We start from the raw sequence: 17,474 nt of genomic DNA on the forward strand, positions 1-17,474 counted from the left end.
GTTTACCTCAAATAACTTGAAGCGGGCTCTGCTTCACGGACACAGCTGATTTCTCCAGCTGAGATGATGTACTCAGCTGGGAGCTCATGACATAAAAAGAACGGCATACTTTCGGTGTAGCCGTAAGCGCCACACTGACTGAAAACAAGCCAATCGCCATCGGCACTGTCGCTTGGTAAGGCTAGGGTGCCTAATTTATCCAATGCTGTGCAAAGTGGACCATGAATATGAAAGTCTATGGTCTCAGCTTGAGACTGGCGTAACAATTCAGCGGGGAAAGCTTGCCCGGTAACCGCTGGACGCAGCAGGTGATTGACACCGCCTGCGACAATCAGTTGTTGTGCACCGTAGTTTTGCTTTTGTTCCACCACAGGGTTGAGATAAAAACCACATTCGCCAACCGCATAGCGGCCTAACTCCATCCATAATTCTTGCACTTGCGTGGCGGATTTTATCAATGCGAGCGTGTCTAATAATTTCTGCCAATCGAGAGAAGGGCTTTGCCTATCATAGGGAATGCCAAGGCCGCCACCTAAGTCGAGTACCTTTAGAGTAATCCCTAAATCAGCAGCGAGCTGAACTAAAGGTGCAACCATAGCCTGCCAAAGTTCAGAGAGTGTATCGCTGCAGAGCATATTGCCCCACTGGAAAATATGCAGTCCGACAAAGTCTAGGTAGGTGTAGTCACTTAAAGTTAGGGCTTGCCACTGCTCTGCGCCAAGACCAAAAGGAGTCAGCGTATTGCCACCAAGTGGATTGTGCTCTGCTTTATCAAAGCGTAACTGCACCCGCAGTAAAACTTCAAATTGAAGCTCAAACTCTTCGGCCACTTGATTTAACCAGCGTACTTGATTGTGACTTTCAGCCACGAAAATACGTACGCCTTGTGTGGCAAAATGACGGATCTGCTTTAGCGATTTGGCAGGACCTGTGTTGAGCACGCGTTCAGGTGCGATCCCTTGAGATAACACCTGATCAAGCTCGCCGCTAGATGCCACATCAAAGTTAAACCTAGCGTTATCTAGGGTTTTAATGATATGTGATAACGGATTCGCTTTTACGGCATACCAAAGCTTAACGATTTGCTGATCAACTAAGGGCTTAACATGTGCACTTAGCTTATCTAAATCGTAGCAAAAGAATGGCGTATCTTGTTGCTGGATCAATGCCTCAGCTGCGGTTCGCTGTGACGTGCTCAACCAAGTCATTAGCGTAGAACCTCTTCCAGCGCCAGTGATGCATCACTTTGTTCATCACGGTATTTTACGATAAGTGCGCATGACATACTTAGTCCTTGCTCGCGCGCCCACTCACTTGAGGCTGGACGAGAGCCTGGGATCACTATCGCGTTTTCAGGGATGGCTTCACCTTTGTCAAGCAAGCGCTCGTTCACGCAGTCATAGACAGGAATACTTGCTGAAAGGCGCACACCCGGTGCTAATACGGCACCGCGTTTAACAACAACCCCTTCAACCAATACACAGCCTGCACCAATAAAGGCATCGTCCTCAACAACAACAGGGCTTGCTCCAACTGGTTCTAATACACCACCCACTTGCACCGCTGCGCTAAGGTGGACATTTTTACCAATTTGCGCGCAAGAACCAACCAACGCATGACTATCTACCATAGTACCTGAATCAATATAGGCACCAATGTTGACATAAGCCGGTGGCATAATGATTGTGCCCGCTGCGACGTAAGCGCCACGTCTTACACTGCTTCCGCCAGGAACCATACGAACGCCATCTTGGGCAGCAAATCCGCGTGGTGCTAAGTTGTCTTTATCAACAAATCCACCTGGGAATTCTGTATTTACGCCATTTCTAAATGCCTCAAGGATCCCGTGTTTTACTTCTACGTTAGCATGCCAATGGCCTTGCTCATCCTGTGTTGCCGCACGTACTGTGCCATTTTCTAAATCGTTTAGTAGGGTTAACCAGCTCATGTTTACTGCCTTAATTCCAAGATAAAATAGTTTCGTTCGCGCGAGTGATCGCATCGGTATGGGTGAGTTCCAAATGTGTCAGTGGCGGGCGCAAGTTTGGACTTGTGAGCTTCCCTTGCAAGTGCATTAACACTTTGACTGGTATGGGATTTGCCACTGCAAATAAGCTATTTGCAGCTTCTGACCAAGTGGTAAATAAATTAGGAGAGGTGCCGCTTAACGAGCGCCTTACAAATTCTGCGGTTTGCTGTGGCCATGCGTTTGCTGCAACAGACACCAGACCCGTTGCACCTGCTTGTGCAAAGTAGGGCATAAGGCCATCGTCGCCGCTATAGATGGCGACATCAGGCGCTGCCTGACGAAATGCTTCAAAGGTGGCAATATCACCACTGGCTTCTTTTAGTGCCCACAGATTAGGGTGGCAAGCTAGTTCGCCGAGTAGGTCAGGGGCGATAGCAACGGCACTGCGACCGGGTACATTGTAGAGCATGCAAGGGTTATGGCTCTCATCGAGTAGCGTACTAAACCAATGCGCCAGACCAACTTTGCCGGGCTTTGCGTAGATTGGTGAGCCAAGTAAGAGCGCATGAATGGGCTGCGAATTACAAAAGCGCACCCATTGTGTTTGCTGCTCAAGATTACTGCCGCCAACGGCAACCATGAGCGGTACGCTTGGGGCGAGCTGGCAAACAAACTCAACGATTTGTTGCTGTTCTTGTTGGGTAAGCGCAAGGCCTTCGCCGGTACTGCCTAGTAAAAGAATACCGTTACGAGCTTGCTCTTGATCGCGTACCAGCGTCGTTAATGCGTTAAAATCAACCTGATTTTCAGCATCAAAAGGCGTTACTAAGGCCGTCCACAACGGATAGTCAGATAAGTTGAATTGTGATTTCATCTCTACCGAACTTAAATCATGTTCGGAGTTAGGAGGGTGTCCAAACTTCGAACTGTTAAAATTCGAAGAGCAATGGACTTAAAAAGGATAAGGCAGCCAATGGCCTTATTTTTCTAAGACCAGAAGCTCTCCACCAAGTATGTTGGTGACAGTCGCTGGGATTCAGCCCAGTCGCCCGAAATGAGTATTAGCAAACAATAACTCAATTTCTCGGCGTATATTCCCCTCACTAAGCTGCAACGGAGTTTGCTCTCCTTCACTTAGTTACCTGAATAACGCACCTCTTCCAGCCCTCAATTTGACGCCGTGGCATCAAACTATCTAAATAGGGTGAACGCGCATTGAAACATTTTGGCCGTCTAGGTGTCAAGCATCGGACTGTAAATAATGCGATTGTTAACTACACTTAACATTGCAGCTGAGACAATGCTATGAGATGAAAAACAAAAATATGTCGCTAATAAGTAAAGTTAAAAATCGTTATATCGGGGCATTACTTGCTATGGCTATATTGTTGTCGATGGCGATGGGGGTTATGCAATATCTACTGTATCAGCAGAGCTTAGATGCACACGTAATTAATATTGCGGGTATGCAGCGGATGTTGTCCCAACGTATCGCGCTATATAGTGCGCAAGACAATCAACGAGATAGTGAAGCGCTACGTCAAGCCATTGATAAGTTTGAAAGTAATCATGAGTTTTTAACTAAAACAGAAAGTAGTGGAGAGGCTATTTATCTGAATGAGGCGCTTGCAGCGCTTTACTACCAAGGGCCGGTGCAGTTGGATTTGCAAAGTACTACTTTTGTCACTTTATCAAGGTCTCGGTTACAGCAATCCACTCCTCAATTAATGGAGCAAATCTTTACTGCGTCTCAGCATATACTCCCAAACCTGAATGATGCCGTTTCACTATTCGAGCAGCATGCGCGAAGTAAAACAGAGATGGTGAGGAAAATAGAATTGTTAATCTGGCTACTTGGACTGTTGCTACTGTTTATAGAAGCGAAACTTGTATTTCGCCCAATGGCGCGAGAAATTGCTGAAGCACTCGATAAATTAGAGGCAGCAAGAAAGCTTGCTGACGATGCATTACACTCAAAATCACGATTTTTAGCACGCGTTAGTCACGAGCTAAGAACACCATTGCAGGCCATTCAGGGGTATTTAGATGAATATCTGAGGAGCAAAGACACGCAGCAATTACAGCATGTGAAAAGCGCAGCAAATCAATTGGATGTATTACTCTATTCGGTTCAAGACTTTAATAACCTTTCCGAGCAAGAAGTGGTTATTGAGCGTCATCAAGTCGCATTGCGAGAAGTAATAAAGTCAGCTTGTATCGCCTTTCAACTAACCGCACACAAGAAATCTCTCGCTTTTAATTTGGCATTGAGTAGTGAGTTAGATGTGGCTTGTTATTGTGATTGTAAGCGTGTTGGTTGGTTGATCAGTGAATTGGTTAATAATGCAATTAAATTTACTGAGCGTGGCAGCATTCAAGTATTTGCGGATTTGGTTATAGATGAAGATACACCATATTTAGAATTTGTCGTTGAAGATACTGGGCCTGGGTTCGACTATCAGCAGTTACGAGAAGCTGTGCATAGCGAGCATTTTCAAGGCACGCAGTTAGGGCTGAAGCGTTGCCAATTACTCACCTCAGCGCTTGGAGGACGATTAGATTTTAGTGCAAGGGAGCCAATCGGTACAAGAGCAATCCTGAGAGTCCCTATTGAAATTGACAATCAACAGGTACCGGCTCATACAATGGAGCAGGTGTCGGCTCGCATTTTACTGGTGGAAGATAATTTACTAAATGCACGCGTGATTGAAAAAATGCTTCAGCCCATAGCAAAATTGGTAACGCATGTCGAACATGGTGAAGGTGCCCTTGAAGTATATGAGGTGGGTAAGTTTGATATCGTGCTTATGGATTTGAATATGCCTGTGATGGATGGCTTTGAAGCCACTGAGCGTTTGAGAAAGCTAGATCCAGCTGTGCCTATTTTGGTCGTGACCGCAAATACCAATGCGGAGGATCTGGATAAGGTCTACGCACTTGGCGCAACGGCTCATTTGTATAAGCCGTTGCAACCGGATGTGCTGCATAGCAAAGTGGCGCTATTACTGAATAAGTGTGGAGACTTAGTCTCGTCTTAAACGAATATTTCCAACTCCGACTTCTGCATCGATGGAATACTGGCCTTGACCACGATAGTCTGTTGTCGAGCCAACCATACTCTTTTCGGAAGTTTCTACGTTGCCAAAACCTGACATTGCCGTTTTACCAACACCTGAATCTAAAGACACTTTTTTGAAATCGGTGGTGGTAGTCTCAATTTTAATTTTTCCTACGCCTACCTCTAAATCAGCAGAGTTATTAAGATCTTGAATATCAATTTTGCCAACACCAACCTCAACATCTAAAGCCAAATTAACAGGCACCTTAACTTGCCAAGATAGTTCATAATCATCCGAATTGATCTCAAGTGATAATTTATCCCCTGATGTGTTGCTGTTTAGGGTGGCCTCACTCACATCTGGTTTACCAAACCAACTGTCTGACTCTTTCGGTTCAACCAAAATTTCGACCTCTATGGTGTCGCCGTTGTAAGTTTGTAGGTCGATTTTACCTACGGCAATATCCACTTCTAACTCGGCTAGGCTATTGCTTGGGAATGATGCTGTAATGGTTTTTGAATCTTCTGCTTGTGCAGTCATTGCCGCTGCACTTAATGCTAAAACTAACGCTACCTTTTTCATTATTTTTTACCTTCAACGAGAGTGTTTGAAAGGTAAGTCGCACATAAAAATGAAAAGGTTTAAAAAGATTTTTATTTTTTTAGGGCGTGTTAATGGAAGTATCTGTTTAACACGCCTACAAAGTAAACTGCTTACCTCTTGGCAAGATAGCGCTGAGTGTTATAGTCGGGTGACTGAATAACCATTGTTTTTAAGCTGCTCAACAAGGCCATATTTTTCAACAAGATGTAATGCACCAACGGCAATAAACGTTGATTCATTGGGGAGCTGCTTTTTAAGCATTTTCACCCAGTTATTATTGCGTTCAATGATCATCAATTGCTCGGCTAATTTGCCATATTTATCATCCGAAAAACTTACCTGATAGTAATGTGATAACTTCTCTAAATCGCCGCTTCGCCATGCGGAAACTAAATCCAAGAAGTAGGTGTTCAAATCAGACATCTGTGCAAATGTTTCCTTGAGCATAGCGTCACTATGAATACTCAGCTGACTGAACATTTCAAGCTGATATTCTAAGGTTTCAAATTCACCAATTGGGATCTTCTTTTCGTTTGCGTAGGCAATTACTTGTTTATCGATGCCATTGGTATCGGTAAATCCAAGCTTTTGATATTCCAGTTGTAGCATAGTTATCATCACGGCCCATGGCGCATAGCGTTCAAATAAGGCGATATCTATCTGCTTTTTGGAAAAGTAGTCTTGTAGCTTCTGATAGACTTCTGCAGAGAGCTGATCTTTTAGTGTTTGGTTGTTTTTTAACAGCATAAATGGCATGGAGCGCTGTTGGATCGCAAATGGAGAAAGCGCCTCTAAGTTCACTTCAACCATAACTCTATCACTACTCGCAATGGCGCTTTTTACCTTGGCTGGTAAACCATGCATTTGTTCGTCACCGACGTGGACGGTACCAAATAAGTACGACGTTTTGTTGTCCTTTTCTACTTTCCATAGGCCAACTTCTGCGTTGGCGAGATTACTGAAAAGGCTTAAGCAAAGATAAATAAATAACAATGGTGAAAATACTTTAACCATAGTAATGATCCCTGTTGGTTTTAAAAAGTCAGTCTGCGATATCGAAATGTGAATGTCACTAAAAAATGAAGTACGCTTAGGCGGTAGAAAAAATTTCATATAGGCAAATCGAGAAAGTAAATTTTTCGTTATATCGAAGCTGAACCAATAGAAAATTCGCATTTTAAAATGTGTGGTTGTTTTGATTCTATAAGTGGTGGTTATTTGGTTTTTTTATGCGTTAAACTCAGGTTTTTAATTTTAAATAGCATAGTTTTTTGTGTTGACTTAAGTGTGCAAGGCGCGGTATTAATAGAAAAAGAGGCAGCGCAGTACTTACACTGGATGATTGCCAAGTTTAAATTTACGGAATTCAAGCAATGTTACTAACAGCAACTCTACTAGTCGTGATTATCAACGTGGTGATTATTATTACCGCGGGGGCTAGTTAGTGCTGTAAGAAAAGTATCAGCATAAGCGCCCCCCGCACCAAAAGGTTCGGGGGGCGTTTTCGTTTTAGGGCATAAAAAAGGCAACTGAGAGCAGATCATGAGCAATTCAACAACCGGCGCACAACTTGTTATCAAGGTGCTAGAAGAGCAAGGCGTTAAACACGTATTTGGTTATCCTGGTGGTGCCATCATGCCCATTTATGACGCTTTGTATGGCGCGCCAGTTAAGCACTACTTGACTCGCCATGAGCAAGGTGCTGGTTTTGCTGCTGTTGGGTATGCTCGCAGTACAGGTAAGCTTGGGGTTTGTTTTGCCACATCTGGACCTGGCGCTACAAATCTTATCACCGCACTTGCTGATGCCATGATGGATTCAGTTCCGCTACTGGCTATCACTGGGCAAGTGCCGACCGCTGCTATCGGTTCGGATGCCTTTCAAGAGGTGGATGTACTGGGCATGTCTTTGTCATGTACTAAGCACAGCTACATGGTTGAGCGAGCGGAAGACTTGGCTGAAGTATTACAAGAAGCCATGTACTTAGCGCAGTCTGGTCGGCCCGGTCCGGTGTTGGTCGACATTCCTAAAGATATCCAGCTAGCTAAAGTGCCTTTTCATCCTTTTGCTGCGCCAAAGGATGAGCAGCCCAGAGTTTCGCAAACTGAAGTAGCAAAAGCCAATCAATTATTATGTGATGCTAAACGGCCGGTTGCTTACATTGGTGGCGGTGTACAAAGTGCCGATGCGCAGTCGCAGCTGATGCAATTTTTAGAAAAGACCCATATGCCGGCAGTATCGACGCTAAAGGCTTTGGGCAGCGTAACGCCGGACTATGATTATGACTTAGGAATGCTAGGTATGCACGGTACTCAGGCGGCGAATCTGGCGGTTCAGCAATGCGACTTATTGGTATGTATCGGGGCACGGTTTGATGACCGTGTAACGGGGAATTTGGCAAAGTTTGCTGCAGGGGCAAAGGTGATCCATTTAGATATCGACCCTGCAGAAGTGGGTAAACGTAAACCCGCAGCGGCTTCGCTTATTGCAGATTTAAAACAGTCATTGCCGCAACTTGAATGTGTGGTTACTAATAGCGAATGGCTAGAGACCATCGAAGCACTGCAACGTCAACATGCATGGCGTTATGACTATCCTGGCGAAAAAGTATTTGCACCGTATTTGTTAAATCAACTTAGCCAGAAGCTACCCAATACAGCGGTAGTGTGCTGCGATGTAGGCCAACATCAAATGTGGGTGGCCCAGCACATGAAATTCAGTCACCCAAGCAATCACTTAAGTAGTGGCGGTGCAGGCACGATGGGATTTGGCTTACCTGCTGCAATTGGGGCACAGATAGCACGTCCAGACAACACGGTGATCACGGTATCTGGCGACGGCTCCATCATGATGAATATTCAAGAGTTGGCAACCATCCGCCGTAATAACCTGCCAGTTAAAATATTGATATTAGACAATCAAAAGCTGGGTATGGTGAGACAGTGGCAGCAACTCTTTTTTGACGGTCGTTACAGTGAAACCGACCTGTCAGACAATCCAGATTTTGTCTCTTTGGCTGCCGTGTTCGGTATTCCTGGGCAGACAATTACTCATGCAAACCAAGTAGATGACGCCGTTGACGCCATAGTGAATGCGCAAGGGCCCTATATTTTACATGCTTGTATCGACGATAAAGAAAACGTATGGCCGCTTGTTCCACCTGGTGCTGCCAATGATGAAATGATGACGGAGAGCCTTTCATGAAACACCATTTAACCGTTGCAGTAAAACAACAGAGCATCGCAGTGGAGCGCTTTTTACGCGTAGCCAGACATCGCGGATTTCGCTTAACGAATTTGGAATTACAAGGTCAAGATGACTTATTCCACGTCAAAATGACGGTAGATAGTGACAAACCTATCTATTTATTAACCTCACAACTGAGTAAGCTAGTAGAAGTGCAAGCGGTTGACTTGCATACACTACAGAAACAGGCAATTTAGAAGAATTAAGGTAGTTAACAATGACACAAACATCAGAAGTAATTTGGCATAACGGTGAAATGGTTCCTTATTTTCAAGCGACCACCCATGTGCTTAGTCATGCTTTACATTATGGCAGCTCAGTTTTTGAAGGGATCCGTGCTTACGATACGCCAAATGGTCCAGCTGTTTTCCGCTTAACCGATCATATTCAGCGCCTCTTTGATTCCGCGAAGATCTACCGTATGGAAATTCCTTTTACCAAAGAGGAAGTAATCGCAGCGTGTAAAGAGACTATCCGCGCAAATGACTTTACCAATGCTTACCTTCGTCCATTTGCATTTTTAGGTCATGTAGGTCTTGGTTTAAATCCGAAATCGCACCGTGCAGACATGACAGTCGCTGCGATGGAATGGGGTGCATACCTTGGTGAAGAAGGCTTAGCACAAGGTGTTGATGTGTGTGTTTCTTCTTGGAGTCGCCTCGCACCAAATACCATGCCTACTGCGGCTAAAGCGGGTGGTAACTACTTATCTTCACAGCTTATTTCAGGTGAGGCGAAGCGTAATGGTTATGTTGAAGGGATCGCACTTGATGTTAATGGCTACCTGAGCGAGGGCGCTGGTGAGAACTTATTTGTTGTGAAGAAAGGCGTGCTTTATACCCCGCCAACCACAGCTTGTATTCTACCTGGTCTTACGCGCGACACTATCATCCATTTGGCGAAAAAACGCGGCTATGAAGTACGTGAAGAGCCGATCGCTCGTGAAGCGCTTTATCTTGCTGATGAGTTCTTTATGGTTGGTACCGCAGCGGAAGTAGTACCTGTTCGCAGCGTAGACAAAATTACCGTGGGTAATGGTGGTAGAGGTCCAATTACGGAAGAGTTACAGCAGGCCTATTTCGCTTTGGTTAAAGGTCAAGCTGATGACGAAAATGGCTGGTTAGAGTACGTAAACGAATAATTTTATTGGTATCGGGGTCAAGCGCCCCGAACAAAAGCGCATTGTAAATTGTGGGAATGAGGAACTCGGCATAGCCGAGAAAAAGGTGAAACATGGCTAAATTACGGAGCAAGACAACTACTGAGGGCAGACAACGCGCGGGAGCTCGTGCATTGTGGCGAGCAACGGGAATGACGGACAGTGATTTCCATAAACCGATCGTTGCGGTCGTGAATTCATATACCCAATTTGTTCCGGGTCATGTTCACCTCAATCAACTTAGCGCATTGATGGCTGATGCGATAACAGAAGCAGGCGGCGTACCTCGCGAATTTAATACCATTGCCATCGATGATGGTATCGCCATGGGTCACGGCGGCATGCTTTATTCGCTTCCGTCTCGAGACTTAATTGCAGATTCGGTAGAGTACATGGTTAACGCTCATTGTGCTGATGCCATGGTCTGTATTTCTAACTGCGACAAAATCACCCCAGGCATGCTACTTGCGGCACTGCGGTTGAATATTCCGGTGATCTTTGTTTCCGGCGGCCCGATGGAAGCGGGAAAAACTCGTTTAGCGGATATAGATCTAAAATTGGATCTTGTCGATGCCATGGTAAAAGGCGCAGATCCGACGGTGAGTGATGAAGACTCTGAGCAAGTTGAGCGCTCTGCTTGTCCTACTTGTGGTTCGTGTTCAGGCATGTTTACTGCCAACTCCATGAACTGTCTTTTAGAAGCGCTGGGCTTAGCGTTACCTGGTAATGGTACGACACTAGCGACACACAAAGACCGCCAACAGCTGTATTTGGGCGCAGCAAAGCGCATCATGGCTTTATGTGATGAATACTATGGTAAAGACAATGAGCAAGTGCTGCCTCGCAACATTGCGAACCAAGCCGCATTTATGAACGCCATGACATTAGATATCGCGATGGGCGGTTCATCCAATACCGTGCTGCATTTATTGGCGGCTGCGCAAGAAGGCTTTGTCGATTTTGATATGAATGACATAGACCGCTTATCTCGTAGCACACCCTTTTTGTGTAAAGTTGCTCCGGCAACACAACAGTATCACATTGAAGACGTTCACCGTGCTGGCGGCATTATGGCCATTCTCAACGAGCTGGCCAGAGGCGATAAATTGGACCTGTCGGTGGGGCATGTTGCTGGCGGAAATCTAGGTGAAGTTATTGCGCGTTGGAATGCCGCAGACAGTGATAACGAACGGGCACAAACTTTCTATCGCGCGGGACCTGCTGGGATCCGCACTACCCAAGCTATGAGCCAAGAGTATCGCTGGGATGAGCTTGATTTAGACCGTGAAGGCGGCTGTATTCGCTCTATCGAGCATGCCTTTAGGCAAGATGGCGGCCTTGCAGTATTGAAAGGTAACTTAGCGCCTGATGGTTGTATCGTGAAAAGTGCCGGGGTGGCCGATGAAATGCTGCGCTTTACGGGGCCCGCTGTAGTATTTGAATCTCAAGACGATGCCGTCGAGGGGATACTGGGTGGCCAAGTTAAGAAAGGTGATGTAGTGATCATTCGCTACGAAGGGCCTAAAGGTGGTCCGGGTATGCAAGAAATGCTGTATCCAACTAGCTATCTTAAATCGATGGGGCTAGATAAAGACTGCGCTTTACTTACCGATGGTCGTTTTTCCGGCGGTACTTCTGGACTTTCTATTGGCCATGCGTCTCCAGAGGCTGCCAGTGGTGGCAATTTGGCGCTGGTTGAAAACGGCGATGTTGTCGCCATCGACATCTATAACCGCAGCATTGACGTTAAATTGGACGACACCGAGTTGGCGCTGCGCCATGAAAAGCAACTCGCTCGTGGTAAAGAAGCGTACAAACCAGTTAACAGAGAACGTTATGTGAGTCCCGCGCTAAAAGCCTATGCGCTGCTTGCAACGAGTGCCGACAAAGGCGCGGTACGTGACTTACAAAAACTAGAGGAGTTAGGCTAGCGATGGTTTCCCAAGAGCTTGATTACTTTAGAGCCATTATTCAGGCGAATGTGGCACCGCTCGTTGAGGTAACGCAAGTGAATCAATTAGAGCAAATGTCCGCCCAGCTTGGTAACCAAATTTGGCTAAAAAGAGAAGATCAACAGCCGGTCTATTCTTTCAAATTGCGTGGTGCGTATAACAAGCTACGTCAGTTGCCGAAAGGAGCGCGGGTGTATACTGCTTCTGCGGGTAATCATGCTCAAGGGGTTGCGCTAAGTGCAACGCATCTAGGTCAGCACGCCACCATTGTAATGCCTGTGACTACGCCAGAGATCAAGGTCAACGCGGTTCGTAAGCTCGGTGGTGAAGTGATCTTACACGGCCATCACTTCGATGCGGCAAAGCAGTACGCGCTAGATCTTTGTGCAGCGCAAAGTGGTGTTTTTGTCCCGCCGTTTGATGATAAAGATGTGATCATCGGCCAAGGTACGGTGGCGCGAGAGTTAATTCAGCAACTTGATGAACTAGATGTCGTATTTATTCCCGTAGGAGGTGGTGGTTTGCTTGCGGGAATGGCGGTGTATTTGAAGTCACTTCGCCCTGATATCCGTATTATTGGGGTAGAAGCTGAGGACAGTGCATGCCTTAAAGCCGCGCTTGAAGCGGGAGAACCCGTGGAGCTTGAGCGAGTCGGAGGCTTTGCGGACGGCGTGGCGGTAAAGCTTATTGGTACAGAAACTTTTCGATTAGCACAAAAGTTCTGCGACGAAGTCGTGACGGTTAATGCCGATGAAATTTGTGCGGCGGTTCAAGATATTTTTGTGGAGACGAGAGCAACTGCAGAGCCTTCCGGCGCGTTATCAACTGCGGGCTTGAAGAAGTGGCTCGCGCAAACGGGCGAAAAGGGGCTGAGTGTTGCGGCTATCTTGTCAGGCGCAAATTTAAACTTCGATCGGTTGAGGTATATCGCCGAAAGAACGGCGCTAGGTGCTAAACACGAAGCATTGCTCGGGGTGACTATTCCTGAAGAAAAAGGCAGCTTTAAGCGTTTTTGTCACTCTCTTGGTGGCCGAGCGATCACTGAGTTTAACTATCGCTATGCCGGCTGTGGCGAAGCGCAAATTTTTGTTGGTGTTGGGCTTAGAAATGGCCAGCAAGAGCTAACTGAGTTAACCGCTTCGTTGCATCAAAACGGCTACCTGTTTGATGACTTATCAGATAACGAACTGGCAAAGTTACATGTGAGATATATGGTAGGCGGCAAACCGCCGAGCGTCATGAATGAACGTTTATTGCGTTTTGAATTTCCTGAATATCCAGGCGCATTAGCGCGCTTTTTAGACATGCTCGGCTGTAATTGGAATATTACATTATTTCATTATCGCAATCACGGTGCGGCACAGGGTAATGTGTTAGCCGCTTTTGAAGTTGAGCCCAGTGATTATGAGCGTTTTGATGAACATCTTGCAAAGTTGGCGTATCAGTTTCAAGAAGAAACAGATAACCCGTGTTTTACACGCTTTTTGCATGGCGAGCAGTTGCAAAAGCAAAAGGCTGGATAATAAGTACTGAATTAGGTACGCTGGCCATGAAAGTACCTAATTTTATCAGTGAATTACATGATTAGAAAAAGAACAAATAAGGACATTTTCATAACGTTAGTTGCAAGGCTTTTACTGCTTGCGGGCTTATATTTTGGTGCGAGTGCGCTTTGGCCAGATCTGTTCGAACACACACTTTTCTTGCCAATTGCGTTTGCAATAACAGTGATATCGGTCGTATTCCAAGGTGGTACAGGTACCAACAGACGCCCAGAGCAAATGTTATTAAAAGAGGGCGAGAAGTTAATGCTCATCTACGGGGCAAATAAAATTATGATGCCAATAGCGCAAGTTGAGTCTGTCGCTATTGATGATAATTACCTTGGGATCATCGAGAAGAATAATGGTAATGGCTATGACATTATGTGCAAAGGCAGCCAAGAGCAGATCTATCATCACCTTAAGAACATACTAGGTACACATATAGAGAATTGCAACGTACAGCTGCTTTGAACCCTAGTCAGTTAAAGTAGTACTTAACTCACTGTTATATTCAATACTTACCCAATCTTAATGGCAGCCTGAGCACCTTAAACTATAGTTAGCTATTATCAGTTGAAAAACGCAAGGATATGATGTTTAGGTACTATGTTGCGTTATTACTTTTATTTTTGAGCACTCAAATTACAGCCCTTGAAAAAGTCACATTACAGTTAAAGTGGACACATCAATTTCAGTTTGCTGGTTACTATATGGCAAAGGAAAAAGGGTTTTATCATAGGGAAGGGTTAGACGTTCATATTCTTCCTGCCGATCCCAATAATCCTAACGTTGATTTTCGTGTGTTATATGGTCAAGCTCAGTTTGGAGTGTTTCACTCAGGCCTCTTAAAACAAAGACTCAATGGTAAACCCTTTGTGGCGCTTGCAGCGGTGTTACAGTCTTCTCCTTATTGTTGGATGGTAAGAGCCGACAGTGATATTTATGTTCCTCGTGATTTTCAGGGGAAACGCCTCAGTCATTTAGGACACACAGAAAACGGTGAGTTGCTCATGATGTTGCAACGTGCCGGCGTCAATACACAAAATATGCGCTTGTATTCAGGCAATGAGCCACTGAAAGACTTTATCGCTGGTAAATTTGATGCGATGCAAGTTTATAGCACCAATGAGCCCTATGCAGTACAGCAAAGCGGTCTATCAACCCGTGAAATTTGCCCAAAGCAGTTTGGTTTAAACGTTTATGCTGACGTGCTCTTTACTACGGAAAGCGTACTAGAAAACCGCCCTGAGCTTGTTAAACGCTTTCGTCGTGCGAGCCTTAAAGGTTGGCGATACGCTATGTTACATCTAGAAGAAACCTTAGCGATAACGAAGCAGCAATACGCTACCCAAAAATCCTTGGAACAGCTCGCATTTGAGGCAGAGAAGTTAACGGAGTTCATAAAGGTGGCTAATATTCCAATTGGAACAATGTCAACGGCAAAATGGCAATGGATAGCACAGCTATATCACTTAGATGTGAGTCAGTTTCATGAACACAAAGCGCGCTTTATTTATTCAGAAGTGAAGAATGAACAACCTAAGTTATCTTGGGTGTTGATTATTGCAGCGATTTTGACATTGGTTTGTATTCCAATGTATATCCACTTAATTTTTTCTCGTAAATATCATCAACAATTACGCTAGAATAAGGGTATTGTTTCCCTGACAACCGTGGCCATTGTGGAACCGAGCAAACGCTTTCAACTTCTAGATAAATTATTATTCGATACCCGACAATATTGGCAAGTCGTTGCTTTTGAGCATCTCACTATTCCTTGGCCACAACTACAATCTGAATTACTGCGATTAAGCGACGATGCAGTATCAACATTAGACAGTGACACTGATGCCCTTTTTACTTTTTTTAGTCGCTATATTCCCGAACTTGAACAACTTACGGTCTTAAGTGCTTTACCGCAAAAAGTGGGCCGTAGAGATGAGTTACCGTTTTGGCTGAGCAATGGCATAAAGGGACGTAAATTAGAGCAACTTCAAGACTTTGTTGCCGCAGTAAACGAAACTAAAGCATCGGTACTAGAGTGGTGCGCAGGTAAAGGTCATTTAGGCCGATTGCTTTCTTATCATGGCGCGCCTGAAGTGAACAGTATTGAGCTTCAAGCAGATCTGTGTCGACAAGGAGAGGAAAGTGCGAAGCGGCAAAATCTAAACTTGCATTTTCATTGTGCCGACGTGCTGAAAGATGACATACATCACCACTTCGTTGAAAACCGCCATGGTATTGCCCTGCATGCATGTGGTGAATTACATCGTGTATTTATGCACCAAGCAGTGGCGAATGGCATGAAAAAGCTATCGCTCTCTCCATGCTGCTATCACTTATTTACACCACCTGATTATCAAGCCATGAGTGTTGAAGCACAGCAGAGTCAGCTCAACTTATCTCATCACGATATGAAGTTAGCGCTGCAAGAGACAGTTACAGCACCCGGGAGAGTGGCACAAGTACGTAAAAAAGAGGTGAGTTGGCGCTTAGGGTTTGATGCGCTGCGCAGAGAACTTACCGCAGATAAACATTACGTGAGTGTGCCTTCGGTCAATAAGGCTATTTTTTCGGGGTCGTTTAGTGAATTCTGTTATTGGGCAGCTGAGCAGAAGCAGCTCGTCCTACCTGATGGAATTGATTTTGACCAATATGAACGTATTGGGCGTGAACGAAAGCAAGTAACGGACAGAATTGAGCTAGTACGACACGTGTTTCGTCGTGCGATTGAGATCTGGTTGGTCCTGGATAGGGTTTTATATCTGCAAGCAGCTGGGTATGATGTCACCCTTAGTACTTTTTGCGAAAAGTCGCTCACCCCAAGGAATATTTTGATACAGGCTGAACGTCAGTCGGAGAACCATTAATGTGTAATACGAGCCCAAGTCCACTGAGTCACTTACTCGATAATAATAAACAGTGGGCAGATCGCACCAATGCCAGTGATCCTGAGTTTTTCAAAAAACTGTCGCAACAACAGAATCCAGATTATCTATGGATCGGCTGCTCTGACTCTCGTGTGCCTGCCAACGAGATTGTTGACTTAATGCCTGGAGAATTGTTTGTTCACCGCAATGTTGCCAATGTTGTGGTGCATACTGATCACAACTGTTTGTCGGTCATGCAGTATGCGGTTGAGGTGCTCAAAGTAGATCACATTATGGTGGTCGGTCACTACGGTTGCGGTGGAGTGCAAGCGGTGCTCGATAATGCTAAGTTTGGCCTTATCGATAACTGGCTGCGTCATGTCGCTGATGTGAAAGAGAAACACCAAGCGATTATTGAACAAGTGAGCAAAGAAAAGCAGTGTGCGGCGCTTTGCGAGTTAAATGTGATAGAACAGGTGCGTAACGTGTGTCAGAGCAATATCGTTCAAGATGCTTGGCAGCGAGGTCAAGCTTTGACGGTACACGGGTGGGTTTATGGCCTTGCTGATGGCCTCTTAAATGAGGTGGTGAGCGCCGTAGAAAATATGGAGCAACTGTCGCTTTGCTATGAAAAGTCTCTGCTTGGTGTGAACCAGCGCTATTGCTAGGGTCAACAGAGTTTAGAGATTGCGTGCGCCACAAGCGCACGCTTTACTATCCGAAGCTGTGGTTGCTTATTCCTGCGAGTCGGATGCTTGGCTGGCAAGTTGTGCTTCTAACTGCGCCACTTTTTCTTCAAGTTCAACCAACTTTTCACGCGTGCGGATCAGCACTTTGCTTTGAATATCAAACTCTTCTCTGCTAACAAAATCCATTTCTGATAATTTGCTCTGGATCGCCTGTTTCGTTCTTGCTTCAAATGTTTCAGCAAGATTTTTTACGCCCTGTGGCATGTTACTGGAAATTTGCTTAGCAATTTCTTCAATTTTGGCTGGATTAATCATCTTCTTACCTTAGCTTGCGAGTCAGTATACAAATTCCATCTTACCTTATGCGCCGCAGACGGAAAAGG

At 45.3% G+C, this 17,474-nt stretch carries 16 protein-coding genes and 1 riboswitch; of the genes, 10 read left to right on the forward strand and 6 right to left on the reverse strand.

Annotated features, from left to right (window positions below; genetic code table 11):
- Positions 1–2: 2 nt before the first annotated feature.
- The 3 genes from QSH61_RS01170 to dapA are packed head-to-tail and all read right to left on the reverse strand — an operon-like array spanning position 3 to position 2,843.
- A complete protein-coding gene (locus QSH61_RS01170; RefSeq protein WP_206471667.1) occupies positions 3–1,208 on the reverse strand; it encodes a PLP-dependent decarboxylase in 1,206 nt (401 codons plus the stop codon).
- Entirely contained in the window at positions 1,208–1,948 is a 741-nt protein-coding gene (locus QSH61_RS01175) for a 2,3,4,5-tetrahydropyridine-2,6-dicarboxylate N-succinyltransferase (protein ID WP_206471668.1), read from the reverse strand. Before QSH61_RS01175 ends, QSH61_RS01170 begins: the two co-directional genes overlap by 1 nt.
- Before the next feature lie 10 nt (positions 1,949–1,958).
- Positions 1,959–2,843, reverse strand: a complete 885-nt coding sequence (gene dapA / locus QSH61_RS01180) for a 4-hydroxy-tetrahydrodipicolinate synthase (RefSeq protein WP_206471669.1) — start codon at positions 2,841–2,843, stop codon at positions 1,959–1,961.
- 115 nt (positions 2,844–2,958) lie between these two features.
- Positions 2,959–3,137: riboswitch (Lysine riboswitch) on the reverse strand.
- 142 nt (positions 3,138–3,279) lie between these two features.
- Between dapA and QSH61_RS01185 the strand changes: the two genes are divergently transcribed.
- Positions 3,280–5,007 (forward strand): response regulator, encoded by a 1,728-nt coding sequence (locus QSH61_RS01185; protein ID WP_206471670.1) that lies wholly within the window; start codon positions 3,280–3,282, stop codon positions 5,005–5,007.
- On the opposite strand, the gene QSH61_RS01190 is transcribed toward QSH61_RS01185, so the two are convergent.
- Positions 4,993–5,610, reverse strand: coding sequence for a toast rack family protein (locus QSH61_RS01190; protein ID WP_010607762.1), 618 nt, complete (start codon positions 5,608–5,610; stop codon positions 4,993–4,995). The genes QSH61_RS01185 and QSH61_RS01190 overlap by 15 nt on opposite strands.
- Before the next feature lie 159 nt (positions 5,611–5,769).
- A complete protein-coding gene (locus QSH61_RS01195; RefSeq protein ID WP_010607763.1) occupies positions 5,770–6,645 on the reverse strand; it encodes a TraB/GumN family protein in 876 nt (291 codons plus the stop codon).
- A 528-nt stretch (positions 6,646–7,173) separates the two neighbouring features.
- Here QSH61_RS01195 and ilvG point away from each other — a divergent pair.
- The 9 genes from ilvG to can all read left to right on the forward strand — a co-directional run bounded on the left by ilvG (position 7,174) and on the right by can (position 17,070).
- Positions 7,174–8,835 (forward strand): acetolactate synthase 2 catalytic subunit, encoded by a 1,662-nt coding sequence (gene ilvG, locus QSH61_RS01200; protein WP_206471671.1) that lies wholly within the window; start codon positions 7,174–7,176, stop codon positions 8,833–8,835.
- Complete coding sequence (ilvM, locus tag QSH61_RS01205) at positions 8,832–9,074, forward strand: acetolactate synthase 2 small subunit (protein ID WP_010376329.1); 243 nt, start codon at positions 8,832–8,834, stop codon at positions 9,072–9,074. Before ilvG ends, ilvM begins: the two co-directional genes overlap by 4 nt.
- Positions 9,075–9,094: 20 nt before the next feature.
- Positions 9,095–10,018: a branched-chain amino acid transaminase gene (locus QSH61_RS01210; protein ID WP_010607766.1), complete on the forward strand. Its 924-nt coding sequence runs from the start codon at positions 9,095–9,097 to the stop codon at positions 10,016–10,018.
- A gap of 92 nt (positions 10,019–10,110) precedes the next feature.
- Positions 10,111–11,967: a dihydroxy-acid dehydratase gene (gene ilvD, locus QSH61_RS01215; RefSeq protein ID WP_206471672.1), complete on the forward strand. Its 1,857-nt coding sequence runs from the start codon at positions 10,111–10,113 to the stop codon at positions 11,965–11,967.
- A 2-nt stretch (positions 11,968–11,969) separates the two neighbouring features.
- Positions 11,970–13,511 (forward strand): threonine ammonia-lyase, biosynthetic, encoded by a 1,542-nt coding sequence (gene ilvA, locus QSH61_RS01220; RefSeq protein ID WP_206471673.1) that lies wholly within the window; start codon positions 11,970–11,972, stop codon positions 13,509–13,511.
- Between the two features lie 57 nt (positions 13,512–13,568).
- Positions 13,569–14,003, forward strand: a complete 435-nt coding sequence (locus QSH61_RS01225) for a hypothetical protein (RefSeq protein WP_206471674.1) — start codon at positions 13,569–13,571, stop codon at positions 14,001–14,003.
- A gap of 122 nt (positions 14,004–14,125) precedes the next feature.
- Positions 14,126–15,178, forward strand: a complete 1,053-nt coding sequence (locus tag QSH61_RS01230; RefSeq protein ID WP_206471695.1) for an ABC transporter substrate-binding protein — start codon at positions 14,126–14,128, stop codon at positions 15,176–15,178.
- Positions 15,179–15,205: 27 nt separating this feature from the next.
- Complete coding sequence (locus tag QSH61_RS01235) at positions 15,206–16,402, forward strand: methyltransferase (RefSeq protein WP_010607771.1); 1,197 nt, start codon at positions 15,206–15,208, stop codon at positions 16,400–16,402.
- Positions 16,402–17,070, forward strand: a complete 669-nt coding sequence (gene can, locus QSH61_RS01240) for a carbonate dehydratase (RefSeq protein ID WP_206471675.1) — start codon at positions 16,402–16,404, stop codon at positions 17,068–17,070. Before QSH61_RS01235 ends, can begins: the two co-directional genes overlap by 1 nt.
- A 66-nt stretch (positions 17,071–17,136) precedes the next feature.
- Here the strand turns inward: can and ubiK are convergent, their stop codons facing one another.
- Entirely contained in the window at positions 17,137–17,406 is a 270-nt protein-coding gene (gene ubiK, locus QSH61_RS01245) for a ubiquinone biosynthesis accessory factor UbiK (protein ID WP_010376312.1), read from the reverse strand.
- Positions 17,407–17,474: the final 68 nt, after the last annotated feature.

Origin of the sequence: Pseudoalteromonas sp. JC3, from assembly GCF_030291895.1 — a bacterium.
Taxonomy (GTDB): domain Bacteria; phylum Pseudomonadota; class Gammaproteobacteria; order Enterobacterales; family Alteromonadaceae; genus Pseudoalteromonas.

Bases quoted from the DNA above. Each gene is read 5' to 3' on its own strand.
- QSH61_RS01170 (WP_206471667.1), bottom strand. From the start codon at position 1,208: ATGACTTGGTTGAGCACGTCACAGCGAACCGCAGCTGAGGCATTGATC.
- QSH61_RS01175 (WP_206471668.1), bottom strand. From the start codon at position 1,948: ATGAGCTGGTTAACCCTACTAAACGATTTAGAAAATGGCACAGTACGT.
- dapA (WP_206471669.1), bottom strand. From the start codon at position 2,843: ATGAAATCACAATTCAACTTATCTGACTATCCGTTGTGGACGGCCTTA.
- QSH61_RS01185 (WP_206471670.1), top strand. From the start codon at position 3,280: ATGAAAAACAAAAATATGTCGCTAATAAGTAAAGTTAAAAATCGTTAT.
- QSH61_RS01190 (WP_010607762.1), bottom strand. From the start codon at position 5,610: ATGAAAAAGGTAGCGTTAGTTTTAGCATTAAGTGCAGCGGCAATGACT.
- QSH61_RS01195 (WP_010607763.1), bottom strand. From the start codon at position 6,645: ATGGTTAAAGTATTTTCACCATTGTTATTTATTTATCTTTGCTTAAGC.
- ilvG (WP_206471671.1), top strand. From the start codon at position 7,174: ATGAGCAATTCAACAACCGGCGCACAACTTGTTATCAAGGTGCTAGAA.
- ilvM (WP_010376329.1), top strand. From the start codon at position 8,832: ATGAAACACCATTTAACCGTTGCAGTAAAACAACAGAGCATCGCAGTG.
- QSH61_RS01210 (WP_010607766.1), top strand. From the start codon at position 9,095: ATGACACAAACATCAGAAGTAATTTGGCATAACGGTGAAATGGTTCCT.
- ilvD (WP_206471672.1), top strand. From the start codon at position 10,111: ATGGCTAAATTACGGAGCAAGACAACTACTGAGGGCAGACAACGCGCG.
- ilvA (WP_206471673.1), top strand. From the start codon at position 11,970: ATGGTTTCCCAAGAGCTTGATTACTTTAGAGCCATTATTCAGGCGAAT.
- QSH61_RS01225 (WP_206471674.1), top strand. From the start codon at position 13,569: ATGATTAGAAAAAGAACAAATAAGGACATTTTCATAACGTTAGTTGCA.
- QSH61_RS01230 (WP_206471695.1), top strand. From the start codon at position 14,126: ATGTTTAGGTACTATGTTGCGTTATTACTTTTATTTTTGAGCACTCAA.
- can (WP_206471675.1), top strand. From the start codon at position 16,402: ATGTGTAATACGAGCCCAAGTCCACTGAGTCACTTACTCGATAATAAT.
- ubiK (WP_010376312.1), bottom strand. From the start codon at position 17,406: ATGATTAATCCAGCCAAAATTGAAGAAATTGCTAAGCAAATTTCCAGT.